This is a genomic window from Bradyrhizobium sp. NP1, assembly GCF_030378205.1.
Classification (GTDB): Bacteria; Pseudomonadota; Alphaproteobacteria; order Rhizobiales; family Xanthobacteraceae; genus Bradyrhizobium.
Window position 1 is genome coordinate 3,751,997 of sequence record NZ_CP127385.1, and the last position, 14,164, is coordinate 3,766,160.

At 66.0% G+C, this 14,164-nt stretch carries 13 protein-coding genes; 7 read left to right on the forward strand and 6 right to left on the reverse strand.

Features of this window, described 5'->3' with window-relative positions; genetic code table 11:
- Window positions 1–8 precede the first annotated feature (8 nt).
- Window positions 9–1,913, reverse strand: a complete 1,905-nt coding sequence (locus tag QOU61_RS17940) for a peptidylprolyl isomerase (protein WP_289661110.1) — start codon at window positions 1,911–1,913, stop codon at window positions 9–11.
- 218 nt (window positions 1,914–2,131) lie between these two features.
- Between QOU61_RS17940 and tpiA the strand changes: the two genes are divergently transcribed.
- The 3 genes from tpiA to pyrG all read left to right on the forward strand — a co-directional run bounded on the left by tpiA (window position 2,132) and on the right by pyrG (window position 5,387).
- Window positions 2,132–2,905, forward strand: a complete 774-nt coding sequence (gene tpiA, locus QOU61_RS17945) for a triose-phosphate isomerase (RefSeq protein WP_289661112.1) — start codon at window positions 2,132–2,134, stop codon at window positions 2,903–2,905.
- A gap of 288 nt (window positions 2,906–3,193) precedes the next feature.
- The gene (gene secG, locus QOU61_RS17950; RefSeq protein WP_289661114.1) at window positions 3,194–3,589 is read left to right on the forward strand and encodes a preprotein translocase subunit SecG; all 396 of its coding nucleotides are present in this window, start codon (window positions 3,194–3,196) and stop codon (window positions 3,587–3,589) included.
- Window positions 3,590–3,755: 166 nt separating this feature from the next.
- Window positions 3,756–5,387: a CTP synthase gene (pyrG, locus tag QOU61_RS17955; RefSeq protein WP_289661116.1), complete on the forward strand. Its 1,632-nt coding sequence runs from the start codon at window positions 3,756–3,758 to the stop codon at window positions 5,385–5,387.
- A 118-nt stretch (window positions 5,388–5,505) separates the two neighbouring features.
- Here the strand turns inward: pyrG and QOU61_RS17960 are convergent, their stop codons facing one another.
- The 3 genes from QOU61_RS17960 to QOU61_RS17970 all read right to left on the reverse strand — a co-directional run bounded on the left by QOU61_RS17960 (window position 5,506) and on the right by QOU61_RS17970 (window position 8,386).
- Complete coding sequence (locus QOU61_RS17960) at window positions 5,506–6,150, reverse strand: class I SAM-dependent methyltransferase (protein ID WP_289661118.1); 645 nt, start codon at window positions 6,148–6,150, stop codon at window positions 5,506–5,508.
- Between the two features lie 194 nt (window positions 6,151–6,344).
- The gene (locus QOU61_RS17965) at window positions 6,345–7,715 is read right to left on the reverse strand and encodes a sensor histidine kinase (RefSeq protein WP_289661119.1); all 1,371 of its coding nucleotides are present in this window, start codon (window positions 7,713–7,715) and stop codon (window positions 6,345–6,347) included.
- Window positions 7,712–8,386: a response regulator transcription factor gene (locus QOU61_RS17970; protein ID WP_289661121.1), complete on the reverse strand. Its 675-nt coding sequence runs from the start codon at window positions 8,384–8,386 to the stop codon at window positions 7,712–7,714. The genes QOU61_RS17965 and QOU61_RS17970 overlap by 4 nt, the downstream gene beginning before the upstream one ends.
- A 197-nt stretch (window positions 8,387–8,583) precedes the next feature.
- On the opposite strand from QOU61_RS17970, the gene QOU61_RS17975 reads away from it, so the two are divergent.
- The 3 genes from QOU61_RS17975 to QOU61_RS17985 all read left to right on the forward strand — a co-directional run bounded on the left by QOU61_RS17975 (window position 8,584) and on the right by QOU61_RS17985 (window position 11,074).
- Window positions 8,584–8,910: an NIPSNAP family protein gene (locus QOU61_RS17975; protein WP_289661123.1), complete on the forward strand. Its 327-nt coding sequence runs from the start codon at window positions 8,584–8,586 to the stop codon at window positions 8,908–8,910.
- An 89-nt stretch (window positions 8,911–8,999) separates the two neighbouring features.
- Complete coding sequence (gene kdsA, locus QOU61_RS17980; RefSeq protein WP_289661125.1) at window positions 9,000–9,848, forward strand: 3-deoxy-8-phosphooctulonate synthase; 849 nt, start codon at window positions 9,000–9,002, stop codon at window positions 9,846–9,848.
- On the forward strand, window positions 9,848–11,074 hold the full coding sequence (locus QOU61_RS17985) for an MFS transporter (protein WP_289661128.1): 1,227 nt from the start codon (window positions 9,848–9,850) through the stop codon (window positions 11,072–11,074). The genes kdsA and QOU61_RS17985 overlap by 1 nt, the downstream gene beginning before the upstream one ends.
- Before the next feature lie 16 nt (window positions 11,075–11,090).
- On the opposite strand, the gene queF is transcribed toward QOU61_RS17985, so the two are convergent.
- Entirely contained in the window at window positions 11,091–11,543 is a 453-nt protein-coding gene (queF, locus tag QOU61_RS17990) for a preQ(1) synthase (RefSeq protein WP_289661130.1), read from the reverse strand.
- A gap of 195 nt (window positions 11,544–11,738) precedes the next feature.
- Window positions 11,739–12,722: a Vgb family protein gene (locus tag QOU61_RS17995; RefSeq protein ID WP_289661132.1), complete on the reverse strand. Its 984-nt coding sequence runs from the start codon at window positions 12,720–12,722 to the stop codon at window positions 11,739–11,741.
- A 151-nt stretch (window positions 12,723–12,873) separates the two neighbouring features.
- On the opposite strand from QOU61_RS17995, the gene eno reads away from it, so the two are divergent.
- Complete coding sequence (eno, locus tag QOU61_RS18000; protein ID WP_289661134.1) at window positions 12,874–14,157, forward strand: phosphopyruvate hydratase; 1,284 nt, start codon at window positions 12,874–12,876, stop codon at window positions 14,155–14,157.
- Window positions 14,158–14,164 lie beyond the last annotated feature (7 nt).

Consider the following 14,164-nt stretch of genomic DNA (forward strand, 5'->3'; position numbering starts at 1 on the left):
GCGTGCCTTCAGTTGCTGCTGGCGCCCGTGACCTGCGCGAAGGCGGCCTCGTTGATGCTGGTGCCGATGTTCTTTTCGAGCCGGGTGACGTATTCCGCGACCTGCTCGTCCGTCATCGATCGCGTCAGCGCATCCTTGAGCTTCTTCATCTCGTCGGAAGCAAGATCGGCAGGCGGCACGGTGACGTCGGTGACGCGGAACACGATCCATTGACCGCCACCGGCTGCGGGCGTCTGTCCGGCGGCGTCCTTCGCCGTCCGAAACGCGGCGGTGACTGCGGCTGCGGGCACGCCCGCGGGCGAGGAATCGCGCTTCAGGCCGGTTGCAGTCTCGACCTTCACGCCGATCGCCGACGCCTCGTCGGCGAGCTTGCCGCCCTGTTCGAGCTTCTGCGCCATCTCGGTCGCTTTCGTCCGCAAGCGGCTCGCGATCTGGTCATCGCGCCATTTCGCCTCGACCTGGTCCTTGACCTCGTCGAGGTTGCGCTCGCGCGAGGGCGTGATGCCGACCACGTCGTACCAGACGTAGCCGCCCTTGTAGGAGATCGGGTCGTTGTCGACGCCGACGTCGCTGTTGAAGGCCTGCGAGACGACATCTAGCCCCTCGGGAATGCCGTTCACCGGCTGGCCGTTCGGCCCGCGTCCGGAGCGGTCGACGGCTTCGAGGGTGACGGGATTGAGCCCGAGCTTCTTGGCGGCTTCGACGACGCTCGCGCCGCCGCCGCGCTCGTCTTCCATCTTGTCGCGCAGGGTTGCCACCTGGGTGCGGCCGCGCTCGATCGCGATTTCCTTTTTCAGGTTGCCGGCGATGCTCTCGTAGTTCGGCTCGACGGCGGGCTCGATCTTGCCGATCTTGACCAGAGCTGTGCCGAACTTGCCGCTCACGGGCTGGCTGATCTCGCCCGAGGGCAGCGAAAACGCCGCGTTGGCGATGTCAGGATCGAGGATCGCGGATTTCGCGACCATGCCGAGATCGTAGTCGGAAGCCGACAGCCCGCGCTCCTTGGCGAGGTCCTCGAACGACAGGCCGCCCGTGATACGGGCCCGCGCGGCCTGCGCCTCTTCCACGTTCGGGAACGTGATCTGCTCGACGGCGCGCCGCTCCGGCGAGCCGAGCTGGTCGCGGCGCTGCTCGAACAGTTTCTTGGCGTCCTCGTCAGAGACGTCCGTCCACTTGCCGAGCTCTTCCGGCGTGAGGGCCACGAAGGAGACCTTGCGGTATTCGGGCGCGCGGAACTGGGCCTTGTGATCCTCGAAATAGGCGGCCAGCGCCTCAGGCGAGGGCGGATCGATGGTGCCGGCCTGCGCCGCGTCGAGCTTGACGTATTCGATCGCGCGTTGCTCGTTCTGGTAGCGGCTCAGCGCTTCGAGCAGCGTCTTGGGCGGCTCGAGCCCGGCCGCGATCGAGCCTGCGATCTGGCGGCGGAGCGAGACGCGGCGCTGGTCGGCGATGTAGCGCTGCTCGCTGTAGCCGAAATTGCGGATCATCGCCTGGAAGCGGGCGGGATCGAACTTGCCGCCCAGCCCCTGGAAGTTCGGGTCGGCGACGATCAGGCGCATGGTCTCCTCGTCGGACTGGCCGAGCCCGAGCCGGCGCGTATCCTCGTCAAGGGCTGCCTCGGCGAGCGTCTGCTGCAGCACCTGGCGGTCGAAGCCGAAGGCGCGCGCCTGGTCCATGGTCAGCGGCCGGCCGACCTGGCGGCCGATCTGCTGCAGGCGGTCCATGTAGAGCTGGCGGAACTGGTTCTGCGAAATCTCGGTGCTTCCGACCTTGGCGACCGTCGATTGTCCAAATCCCCTGAAGATGTCGGCGATGCCCCAGATGCCGAAACTGACAATCAATACGCCCATCACGGTGGCCATAATGGTCTTGCCGAGCCAGTTTGATGAGGCTTTGCGCATTCCTCGAAGCATGGGTCCAATCTGTCTTTAGGAGGAAAACCGGTGATCGCCTCGAGGCGGTCAGCGAAGGGCGTCACCGAGTTGATATGCCATCATAAAGTGACGAAAAGCCCCGGGCAACCTCAGGGAAGGCGCCGCGTTGAAGCGGTTAACCTCTGGCTGGAACTGTTCGCGCGCCTCTGCTAGCGCATCACGATCCTTTGGCAACCCCCTGGCAACTGGAATTCGACATGACGAACGCCATTCGGCCGCTGATTGCGGGCAATTGGAAGATGAATGGGCTGAAAGCTTCCGTGGCTGAATTCGACGCCATGGCGAAGGGCGCGGCCGCAATCGCCGCGAAGGCCGACCTCCTGGTCTGCCCGCCCGCGACGCTGATTGCGGCTTTCGCCGAACGGGCCAAGGGCATAGCGGCATTTTCGGTGGGCGGCCAGGATTGCGATCCCGAGCCGTCAGGGGCGCACACCGGCGACATATCGGCAGAGATGCTGGCCGATGCCGGCGCGACGGCCGTGATCGTCGGCCATTCCGAGCGCCGCGCCGATCATGGCGAAACCGACGCGCTGGTGCGACGGAAAGCGCAGGCCGCCTGGCGCGCGGGCCTCACCGCCATCGTCTGCATCGGCGAGACGCGCGGGCAGCGCGATGGTGGCAAGACGCTTGATATCTGCGGCGGCCAGCTTGCGGGATCGCTCCCCGACGGCAGCACGGCCGGTAACCTGGTGGTGGCCTACGAGCCGGTCTGGGCGATCGGCACGGGTCTCACCCCCACCACCGCGGATGTCGAGCAAGTTCATCGCTTTATCCGGGATTCCCTCAAGGGCAGGTTCAAGGGGGAGGGCGACAGGATTCGCATCCTCTATGGGGGCTCGGTGAAGCCCGGCAATGCCGCCGAGCTGCTGTCGGTCGCCAACGTCAACGGTGCGCTGGTCGGCGGGGCGAGCCTGAAAGCGGCCGATTTCCTTGCGATCGCAGGTAGTGCCCCGGATCCGAAGCTCGCCTGAACTCGCAGCAGGCCGGGAGCGACCTTCGGATCCAAAAGGGCACTACCAAATTTTTGATTTCAGTGTGGTTTTGGTTCGGAAGTTCTCTAAATAAGCTGCTGAGAGGGTGTAGAGAACTTCCGAACCACCACACTGGGATGTCCCTAGCTAACCGTTGGGCGAGCCGGGCGCGCATCGGGGGTGACAATGCCGGGTCCGATCGTGTAACACCCGCGCAACCCGAAAAACCCCGCAAGCCCGCGTCTCGCGGCCGGAACCCGGCAGGTTTGCGACCGGAAGGCTTTTTAGATGCAGACTGTCATTATCGTCATCCACCTCATGATCGTGGCGGTCCTGATCGGCGCCGTGCTGCTGCAGAAATCGGAAGGCGGCGGACTCGGTATGGGCGGCGGTGCCGGCTTCATGTCGAGCCGCGGCACCGCGAACCTGCTGACGCGGACGACCGCCGTGCTGGCGGTGGGCTTTTTCGCCACCAGTCTCCTTTTGTCCTGGCTCGCCAGCTACGACCGCAAGCCGAGTTCCATCATCGGCGCGCAACCGGCCTCGCAATCGCAGCCGGCAGGCGGCGGGGCGACCCCGATCGCGCCTCCGACCTCCGGCGGCATCCTGGACACCCTGAAAAAGGCCGACGAGCAGCAGAACCAGCAGGCTCCGGCCGCGCCGCAGGCGCCACGCTCGCAATAAAGCAGGGTGGCCATGCGGGACAGATGCTGGCATCCCGCGTCAGGAACCCCCATTAAGGGGCTGACAAAGCTTCCAATTCCAGCTCACCCACAGCCCGGCGCCGCAATCGCCGGGTTACGCGTTTAACTTTGGCGAATCGCCTCCCAGGCGTTAAAGGTTAATTCCCATGGCGCGGTACATCTTCATCACCGGCGGCGTGGTTTCCTCGCTCGGAAAGGGTCTGGCTTCAGCCGCGTTAGGCGCGCTGCTGCAGGCGCGTGGCTACAAGGTTCGGCTCAGGAAGCTCGATCCCTATCTCAATCTCGATCCCGGCACGATGTCGCCGTATCAGCACGGCGAAGTGTTCGTGACCGACGATGGTGCCGAGACCGATCTCGATCTCGGCCATTACGAGCGCTTCACCGGGCGTCCGGCCACCAAGGCCGACAACATCACCACCGGGCGCATCTACCAGGATATTCTCACCAAGGAGCGGCGCGGCGACTATCTCGGCGCCACCATCCAGGTGGTCCCGCACGTCACCAACGCGATCAAGGATTTCATCGTCTCCGGCAATGACGAGTTCGATTTCGTGCTGGTCGAGATCGGCGGCACGGTCGGCGACATCGAGGGCCTGCCGTTCTTCGAGGCGATCCGCCAGATCAAGAACGACCTGCCGCGCGATCACGCCATCTACATCCATTTGACGCTGCTGCCCTACATCCCGAGCGCCGGCGAGTTGAAGACCAAGCCGACCCAGCACTCGGTGAAGGAGCTGCGCTCGATCGGCATCCAGCCGGACATCCTGCTCTGCCGCACCGACCGGGAAATTCCCAAGGAGGAGCGGCGCAAGCTCGGCCTGTTCTGCAACGTGCGCGAAAGCGCCGTGATCGAGGCGCGCGACGTCGACAACATCTACGCGGTGCCCGAGGCCTACCATGCCGCCGGCCTCGACGACGAGGTGCTGGCCGCGTTCGGCATCACGCCCAAGGTGCCGCCGGCGCTCAAGAGCTGGCACACCATCAACGAGCGCATCCGCAATCCCGAAGGCGACGTCACCATCGCCATCGTCGGCAAATATACCGGCATGAAGGATGCCTATAAGTCGCTGATCGAGGCGCTGTCGCACGGCGGCATCGCCAACAAGGTGAAGGTCAACCTGGACTGGATCGAGAGCGAGGTGTTCGAGAACGAGGACCCCGCGCCGTTCCTCGAGCACGTCAACGGCATCCTGGTGCCCGGCGGCTTCGGCCAGCGCGGCGCCGAGGGCAAGATCAGGGCGGCGCAGTTCGCGCGCGAGCGCGACGTCCCCTATTTCGGCATCTGCTTCGGCATGCAGATGGCCGTGATCGAGGCCGCGCGCAATCTCGTCGGCGTCGAGCAGGCGAACTCGACCGAGTTCGGCCCGACGCCGGAGCCGGTAGTTGGCCTGATGACGGAATGGCTGCGCGGCAATGAGCTCGAGAAGCGCTCGGGGAACGGCGACCTCGGCGGCACCATGCGGCTCGGCGCCTATCCCGCGATCCTCAAGCGCGGCAGCAGGGTGTCGGAAGTCTATGGCGGTGCCACCGAGATTTCGGAACGTCATCGCCATCGCTACGAGGTCAACACCGCCTACAAGGACCGGCTCGAGCAGCATGGGCTGAAATTCTCAGGGCTTTCGCCCGACGGCGTGCTGCCCGAGATCGTCGAATATGAGGACCATCCCTGGTTCATCGGCGTGCAATTCCATCCCGAGCTGAAGTCGCGGCCGTTTGAGCCGCATCCTCTGTTCGCTTCCTTCATCCAGGCGGCCATGGTGCAGAGCCGCCTGGTGTGAGGCCCATCCGTCCTAAAGCGCGATGGAATAAGGTTTGATCGCCATCGCGCTTTGGGTTTTTGATGGAGCATGATCTCCGCGCAAACGCGTTCCCGCGTTTGTCGCGAGGGATCATGCTCTAGACGGTGCAGGCGCTCAGCGTCGTGCGTCGATCGGCGGGCGCTGCCGCGTCGTTGTTGCGCACGATCAGTCGGCATTGCGGCCGTCGCGTGAGGCGGTAGACCGCGGCCGGCGGCACGTTGCTCAGGGCGCGATCCACCAGCGTCGCCTTCAATCCAAGCCGGTCGAGCACCGGCCGCGGCACCGGACAGCGCATGCCATAGGTGAACTGGTAGAACGCGCCACCCGGCCGCAGATAGCTGAAGGCGCCGCCCAGGATCGAGATCACTTTCCGCGTCGACATGTTGAGCAGCGGCAGGCCGCTGATCACGGCGCCGACCGGCGCGCCGTCATAGAGCCGCTCCTCGGCGAGCCGCGCCGCATCCATCCAAAGCACGCGCGCGCCGGGGAAGCGCACCTGCAACAGCCGCATGAAGTCCGAGCCATATTCGACCAGCGTCAGGTCCTGCGGATGGACGCCGCGCTCGAGCAGGCGGTAGGTGAAGACGCCGGTGCCCGGACCGAGTTCGAGGACCGGGCCGCTCGCCGGGGTGATGTCGCGCGTGATCAGGTCGGCGAGCGCAGCGCCTGACGGCGCGAGTGCGCCGACGCGGCGGGGGGCGGATGCCCAGGCGAGGAAGAAGGACAGGACGTCGTTTGGCATGCGTGCTCCGGCGTTTTCTTGCAGCGGCGGCGCCGCTGGCGAGGAAGACCGCGATCGATTCGATCGCGAGACACGCGGATGATCGCGTCGCTGCCTTGCATCAGCATGGCGTGTGGTGCCGTCGGTGAAGCATGACGCCGATGTGATGTCTTTGAGGGGAGGCTTCGGCGTCGGTGCCGCGCGATGCGCTTCGCTCACGCCGTCGGCGGCAGCGCCATGCGGAAGCAGGCGCCGCCATCGGTGCTGTCGATCACCGTGATCTCGCCGCCATGCAGATGCACGATCTCGCGCACCATGTTGAGGCCGAGCCCTGCGCCGCGGTCGAGCGGATGCACCCGGTAGAAGGGTTCGAAGATCAGCGCCTGCTGCTCCTCGGGAATGCCGTCGCCCTGATCGCTGACCTCGATGGTCGCCGGATGGCTCACGCGGATGCTGATGGTGCCGCGGCGGCCGCCATGCTGGATCGCGTTCTGCACCAGGTTGGTCAGCGCCCGCTCCAGCGCCATCTGGTCGCCGCGCGTTGCGATCCGCGCGTCGGCGGCATCGAATGCGAGATCATAGCCGGCGGCGATCGCAAGCGGCGCCAGATCGGCAGTGACGCGGCGGCCGAGGCCGACCAGATCGATTGTGGTGAAGGGATTGCGGTGCTGGTCGAGCCGCTGGATGTCGAGCAGCTGCTCGGCGAGGGTGGCGAGCCGTGCGGCGTCCTCGGCAAGCCGCGTCTTGTCCGCGCTCGGTGGCAGCGATTCCAGCCGCGTGGTCAGGATCGCGATCGGCGTGCGCAACTCATGGGCCGCATCGGCAATGAAGCGCTGATGCCGCACATAGCCATCGTCGAGCCGCTTCAGCGCGTCGTTGACGGCGGTCACGAGCGGGGTCACTTCAGCGGGCACACCCTGGGTCGGCAATCGCGTGCCGCGCTTGTGGATGTCGATCTGGCGGGCCTTGCTCGCCGCCGCGTCAAGGCCCGCCAGCGCCCGCCGCACCACGATGGGCGTGGCGAGGAAGGTGGCAAGCGTCATCAGGGCAAGGCTCGGCAGCGCGAAGCTGACGAAAGCGATCGAGGTCGCGAGCAGGGCCTTGGTGAACGACATCGGGCCCTGCGTCGCGGTCAGGATCAGCACGGTGCCCGCGGCGGTGGACACGCGTTTCATCCGCGCGGCCGGCTTGCGCGGATCGTCGTCGAACATCTGCCAGCCGAGGCGGGCCTGGCTGATGTCGTCGAGCGCATCGCCGATCTTGCCGAATTCCGCCGGCACCATGCCTTCAGAGATCGAATGGCCGCGCCGGTCGCGGACCAGGAACCAGAGGTCGGGCGTCTCTGCGCGCAGCTTCTGGAGATCCCGGGTCGGTCGCAGCATCAGCCCGCCGCCGACATCGCGCGTGACGGCCTGCGTGACGACGTCGATGGCGTGTTCCTCGTCGCGGTCGTCGAGCAACAGCCCGGTCAGAAACAGCGTGCTCATGACGAGCAGCGTCAACAGCGCGAGCAGTCCTGCCTGCAGCGGCACCAGCCAGCGGATCAGGCGCGAGCGCAGCGAATGGGCGGCGGCGCTTCCGCTCATGCGGTCTGCTTCAGGAGATAGCCGACACCGCGGATCGAGTGAATCTCGACGCCGGTCTCGGCCTCGGCGAGCTTGCGGCGGAGCCTCGAGATGTGGGTGTCGAGCGCGTTCGGCTGCACCTCGTCGTCGAAATTGTACACCGCCTCCTCGAGCGCGCTTCGCAGCACGGTGCGGCCGAGCCGCCGCAGCAGCGTTTCCAGCACCAGAAGCTCGCGGCGGGGCAGGTCGAGCGGCTGGCCCGCGACGTCGGCCTCGCGATGGTGAAAGTCGAAGGTGAGGCGACCGGCCTTGACGAAGTCCGAGCGCATGTCGGCCGGCCGGCGCAGCACCGCGCGCAGCCGGGCCATCAGTTCCTCGACCGCGAAGGGCTTTGCCAGATAGTCGTCGGCGCCGCCGTCGAGTCCGGCGATGCGGTCAGCAAGCTCGCCGCGCGCGGTCAGCACGATGATCGGCACGCCCTCGGCCTTGGCCCGCAGCGTCGGAATCAGCGAAAGGCCGTCGCCGTCGGGGAGCTGGCGGTCGAGCAGCACCGCGCGATGCAGGTCGCCGGAAATCACGTCCTTCGCCTCGGCCAGCGTCGGGACATGGTCGACCACCATGTCATAGCCCTTCAGGGCCGAGGTGAGCGCCGCGGCCATTCCGGTTTCATCTTCGACGAGCAGAATTCGCATGCGAGGCATCCAGGTTCCTGCGGCCAGTCCTAGCGGCCTAGCATTGCGGCTACCTTGCGGGAAAGCCCCGGCGAGTTGCGGCACGTTCACCGCGCGGAGCAGGGGTCTGCGATGCTGTTTCGGCCTTTGACGGGGGAGGGAATTGTTGCGACAAAGCGCCGCTTGCCGCACCATGGACACAATCAGGGAGGCTGCCGATGATCTACGAAATGCGTGTCTATCGTTGTCTGCCGGGCCGTTTGCCGGCGCTGATCAAGCGCTTCGACACCATCACGCTCAAATTGTGGGAGAAGCACGGCATCAAGCAGGCCGGGTTCTTCACCACGATCGTCGGTGACTCCAACCAGGAACTGACCTATTTGCTCGCCTGGGAGTCGCTTGCCGAGCGCGAGAAGAAATGGACCGCGTTCCAGAGCGACCCGGAATGGATCGCGGCGCGCGCCAAGACCGAGGAAGACGGCCAGATCGTCGGCAACATCGTCAACCAGTTGCTGGCCCCGACGTCGTTCTCAGCGGTGAAATGAGGCTCCGCAACCCTGACATTCCCGGCTGAAATGGGCTTGATCGGCAGGATTCCACCGATATGGTCGCGGCCGAAAAAGGAAGCCGCCTCGTGAGCTCAACCCCGTCAGCAGCGCCGGTCGTGAACGTCGGATCGGTCAGGTTCGGCAACGATCTGCCGATATCGGTCATTGCCGGTCCGTGCCAGCTCGAGAGTCGGGCCCACGCGCTGGAGGTCGCCGCGGCGCTGAAGGAGATCGCGGCCAGGCTGAAGATCGGGCTCGTCTACAAGACCTCCTTCGACAAGGCCAACCGCACCAGCGCCTCCGCCGCGCGCGGGCTCGGCCTTCACGCGTCGCTGCCGATCTTTGCCGAAATCCGTTCCTCGCTCGGCCTGCCCGTGCTCACCGACGTGCACGAGGCCGTGCAATGCGCCGAGGTGGCGGAAGCCGTCGACGTGCTGCAGATCCCCGCCTTCCTGTGCCGCCAGACCGACCTGCTGGTTGCGGCGGCGGCGACCGGCCGGGTCGTCAATGTCAAGAAGGGGCAGTTCCTCGCGCCGTGGGACATGGCCAATGTCGTCGCCAAGATCACCGGCGGCGGCAACGCCAACGTGCTCGTCACCGAGCGCGGCGCTTCCTTCGGCTACAACACGCTCGTGTCAGACATGCGGGCGCTGCCGATTCTCGCGCGCACCACCGGCGCGCCGGTTATCTTCGACGCGACGCATTCGGTGCAGCAGCCGGGCGGCAAGGGCGCCTCGTCCGGCGGCGAGCGCGAATTCGTGCCCGTGCTGGCGCGCGCCGCGGTCGCGGTCGGCGTCGCCGGCGTTTTCATCGAGACCCATCCCGATCCCGACCACGCCCCCTCCGACGGCCCCAACATGGTGCCGCTGCGCGAGTTCGAGGGGCTGCTGCGCCGCCTGATGGCATTCGACGCGCTCGCCAAGAAGGCGGGCTGATGCATCAGGCGACGCCCGGCGCGCGCGACCAGCGCCTGCCGCCGGTTCTCAATATCATTGCGCTGGCGACCTTTGCGGCAAGCCTGTCGGCGCGTGCGCTCGATCCGGTGCTGCCGCATGTCGCGGACGATTTTTCGGTGAGCATCGCGACCGCCGCGAGCTTTGCCGCCGTGTTCGCCTTCACCTTCGCGGCCGTGCAGCCGTTGATCGGGGCGGCCGCCGACCTGTTCGGCAAGGCGCGGCTGATGATCATCTGTCTCGTGCTGCTCGGGCTTGCCAACATCCTCGGCGCGCTCTCGACCTCGTTTCCGCTTCTGTTCGCGACCCGCATCCTTGCGGGCGTCGGCGCCGGCGGCGTCTTCCCGGTCTCGCTCGGGCTGACCAGCGACCTCGTCGGTGCGGAGAAGCGCCAGGTCGCGATCGGGCGGACGCTCGCCGGCGCGATGACCGGAAACCTGCTCGGCGCGTCGGCCTCCGGCCTGATCGGCGACTGGCTCGGCTGGCGCGGCGTGCTCGCGGTGCTCGGCGCTCTCGTCGTTCTCTCCTCGATCGCGGTGGCGGCGGGTTTTCGCGGCGCCGATTTGAAGCGTCCGCCGCGCACCAATCTGTCTGCGCTACGCCACGGCTATCACACCATCTTCACCAACCCGAACGCGAAGTTTTGCTATTCCGCCGTCTTCATCGAAGGCTGCTGCGTGCTCGGGCTGTTTCCCTTCATCGCGTCGTTCCTGTTCGAGGGCGGCGAAACCTCGCTCTCGATCGCAGGCATCGTGATCGCGGGATTTGCGGTCGGCGGATTGTTCTACACGCTCTCCGTCTCGCGCTTCCTGCCACGGCTTGGCGTCAAGGGCATGATGATCGCAGGCGCCACCCTGGTCGGGGTGCAGCTCATGGCCACGGCTTTTGGCCCGCCCTGGAAGGTGCAGGGGATCAACCTCCTGTTCATGGGCTGGGGCTTCTACATGATCCACGGCTGCCTGCAGGTCTTTGCCAGCGAATTGTCGGTCGAGGCGCGCGCGACCGCGCTGTCGCTGCATTCGTTCTTCTTCTTCATGGGCCAGACGATCGGTCCGATCGCCTACGGTTTCGGCCTGGCGCATGCCGGCAAAGTTGCGACCCTGCTGATCGCGGGGGCCGTGATGATCGCGCTCGGGTTTGCCTGCGCGCGGCTGTTGCGCCAGCGCGCGCCTGCGGACGCGGGAATGCGGCCGGACGTGAAGGCTTGAGCCTGGAGATTTTGCGTCAGCCCCGGCCGCGATAGGGCGCGACACCCTGCTCGGGGACCCAGAGTCCCTTCGGCAGCCGGCCCGCCTGCCAGAACACGTCGATCGGGATGCCGCCGCGCGGATACCAGTAGCCGCCGATCCGGATCCATTTCGGCTTGATCTCGGCGGCGATGCGCTTGCCGATCATCACGGTGCAATCCTCGTGGAAGGCGCCGTGGTTGCGAAAGCTCGCGACATAGAGCTTGAGCGACTTCGACTCCAGCAGCCATTGGCCCGGCGCATAGTCGATCACGAGATGCGCGAAATCAGGCTGTCCCGTCACCGGGCAGATCGAGGTGAACTCCGGCACGGTGAAGCGCACGAGATAGTCGGTGCCCTTTTGCGGATTGGGCACGCGGTCGAGCTGCGCCGCTTCGGGGGATGCCGGCCACGCCACGGCGCGGCCGAGCTGTAGGGGATTTCGAGCCATTTTTGGGTCCTGTCGAAAATCCGACATGGACCACGCGGGCGTCGCCGTCAACCGTCAGCGTGACGGCCGCAGGGGCAGGAGCATTCGCAACGCTAGAGTATGTTCGGTTCTGATGGAATCAGAACCGATGCTCTAGTTTCTTGTTTTGACGCGTTTTCTTCGCGCGAACCGGTACCCACTTCGCTCGAAAACGCTCTAGACCGTCCGGATCATGACCAGCCGGTCGTTGCCGGATTCGCCGCCCCAGACCTGTCCCGGTCGGCCGTTCAACTGCCGCACACTCGCGCCCGCCTTGTCGCTCGCGAAGGTGCTGAAGGTTTCGCTGGCGGGATCGAAGCGCAGGATGGCATTGGCGGAGAAATCGCTCAGCCAGACCTTGTCCCTGTCGTCGACATAGACGGCATAGGTGCGCGGATGATCCCCGGGCAGCTTCCAGCTCTTCCACGAACTATCAGCGGGATCGTGCACCGAGACATGGCCGCTGTTCCACTCGCTCACCCAGATGCGGCCCCTGGAGTCCGACCAGACGCGGCGCGCGCCCTGTTGTGGCGTCGGCGGCTCGACCACAGTCGCGTTGCCGCTTCCGATGTCGATCCTGGCGATGTGGTTGCCGGCGAGCGAGGCGTACCAGATGTCGCCGCTTGGCGTCGCCGTCATGCCATAGGTTCCGGGCCCGCGCGGGGACTTGAAAACGGTGATGTCGCCGGATTTCGGATCAAGCCTGCCGTAGACGCCGGACTGGCCCGTGAACCACAGGATTCCATTGCGATCGAACGCAGCCGTATTGAGATTGGCGTAGTCTTCCTTTTCAGGCAGGCGGAACAGCGTCACCTTGTGGTCGGCGGGATCGACGCGGGCGATCGCGTTCTGCCCGCCATCGGTGACCCAGGGCGCGCCGTCGGGACCGATGATCACGCCATGCGGCGCAGCGTCCTTGCCGAGATCGACCAGCTTGGCGGAGCCGTCCTCCGGCGTGAGGCGGCCGAGCGCGCCGCTACGCTGGCTGGTGAACCAGACCGGTCCGGCCGCGCCGGGCGCGACATCATGCACGCCGGCGCCGGCGGGAAGCGGGAAATAGCGGATCCGGAACGGGCCCTCCTGCGCGAACAGGTTGCGCGACACGAGCGGCGCAACGAGCAATGCGGCTGACGTCGAGGCGAGAAACCGGCGGCGATTCATTGCGTTACCTCCCTCGATAAAGGAGCAACGACCGCAGCATAGTCCGGCGGCCCTGACCCGTCAGGCAAGGCCAGCGGATCAAGCGTTCACATTTGCTTGCACGACGTGTAAGACGCCCGCCATCAACATCGCTCTTTCAAGGAAGCCCGCCATGACCGCCATCGTCGACATTATCGGCCGCGAAATCCTCGATAGCCGCGGCAACCCGACCGTCGAGGTCGACGTCATCCTGGAGGACGGCTCGCTCGGGCGTGCGGCGGTGCCTTCGGGCGCTTCCACCGGCGCGCATGAGGCCGTCGAGCTTCGTGACGGGGACAAATCGCGCTATCTGGGCAAGGGCGTGCAGAAGGCGGTCGGCGCCGTCAACGGCGAGATCATGGAAGCGATCGGCGGCATGGACGCCGAGCAGCAGGTACAGATCGACGAGACCATGATCGGGCTCGACGGCACGCCGAACAAGAGCCGGCTCGGGGCCAATGCCATCCTCGGCGTCTCGCTGGCGGTCGCCAAGGCCGCCGCGCAGTCGCGCGACCTGCCGCTCTACCGCTATGTCGGCGGCACCTCGGCGCGGACGCTGCCGGTGCCGATGATGAACATCATCAATGGCGGCGTGCATGCCGACAACCCGATCGACTTCCAGGAATTCATGATCCTTCCCGTCGGCGCGAAGACCTTCGCGGACGCCCTGCGCTGCGGCTCGGAGGTCTTCCACACCTTGCGCGGCGAGTTGAAGAAGGCCGGCCACAACACCAATGTCGGCGACGAAGGCGGCTTCGCGCCGAACCTGCCGACGGCGGACGCCGCGCTCGATTTCATCATGAATGCGATCGGCAAGGCCGGCTACAAGGCGGGCGACGACGTCGTGCTCGGGCTCGACTGTGCCTCGACCGAGTTCTTCAAGGACGGCAAATACGTTTACGAAGGAGAGAAGAAGAGCCGCTCGCGCTCGGAGCAGGCGAAATACCTCGCCGACCTCGTCGCGCGCTATCCGATCGTCACCATCGAGGACGGCATGTCGGAAGACGACATGGACGGCTGGAAGGAGCTGACCGACCTGATCGGCAAGAAGTGCCAGCTCGTCGGCGACGACCTGTTCGTCACCAATGTCAAGCGGCTCGCCGATGGCATCAAGCGCGGCCTCGCCAACTCCATCCTGGTCAAGGTCAACCAGATCGGTTCGCTGACCGAAACGCTTGCCGCGATCGAGATGGCCTACAAGGCCGGCTACACCGCTGTGATGTCGCACCGTTCCGGCGAGACCGAGGATTCCACGATTGCCGATCTCGCGGTCGCCACCAATTGCGGGCAGATCAAGACGGGCTCGCTGGCGCGCTCCGACCGTACCGCGAAATACAACCAGTTGCTGCGGATCGAGCAGGAGCTCGGGACACAGGCGAAATATGCGGGCAGGACGGCGCTGAAGGCACTGGCCTGACGATCGC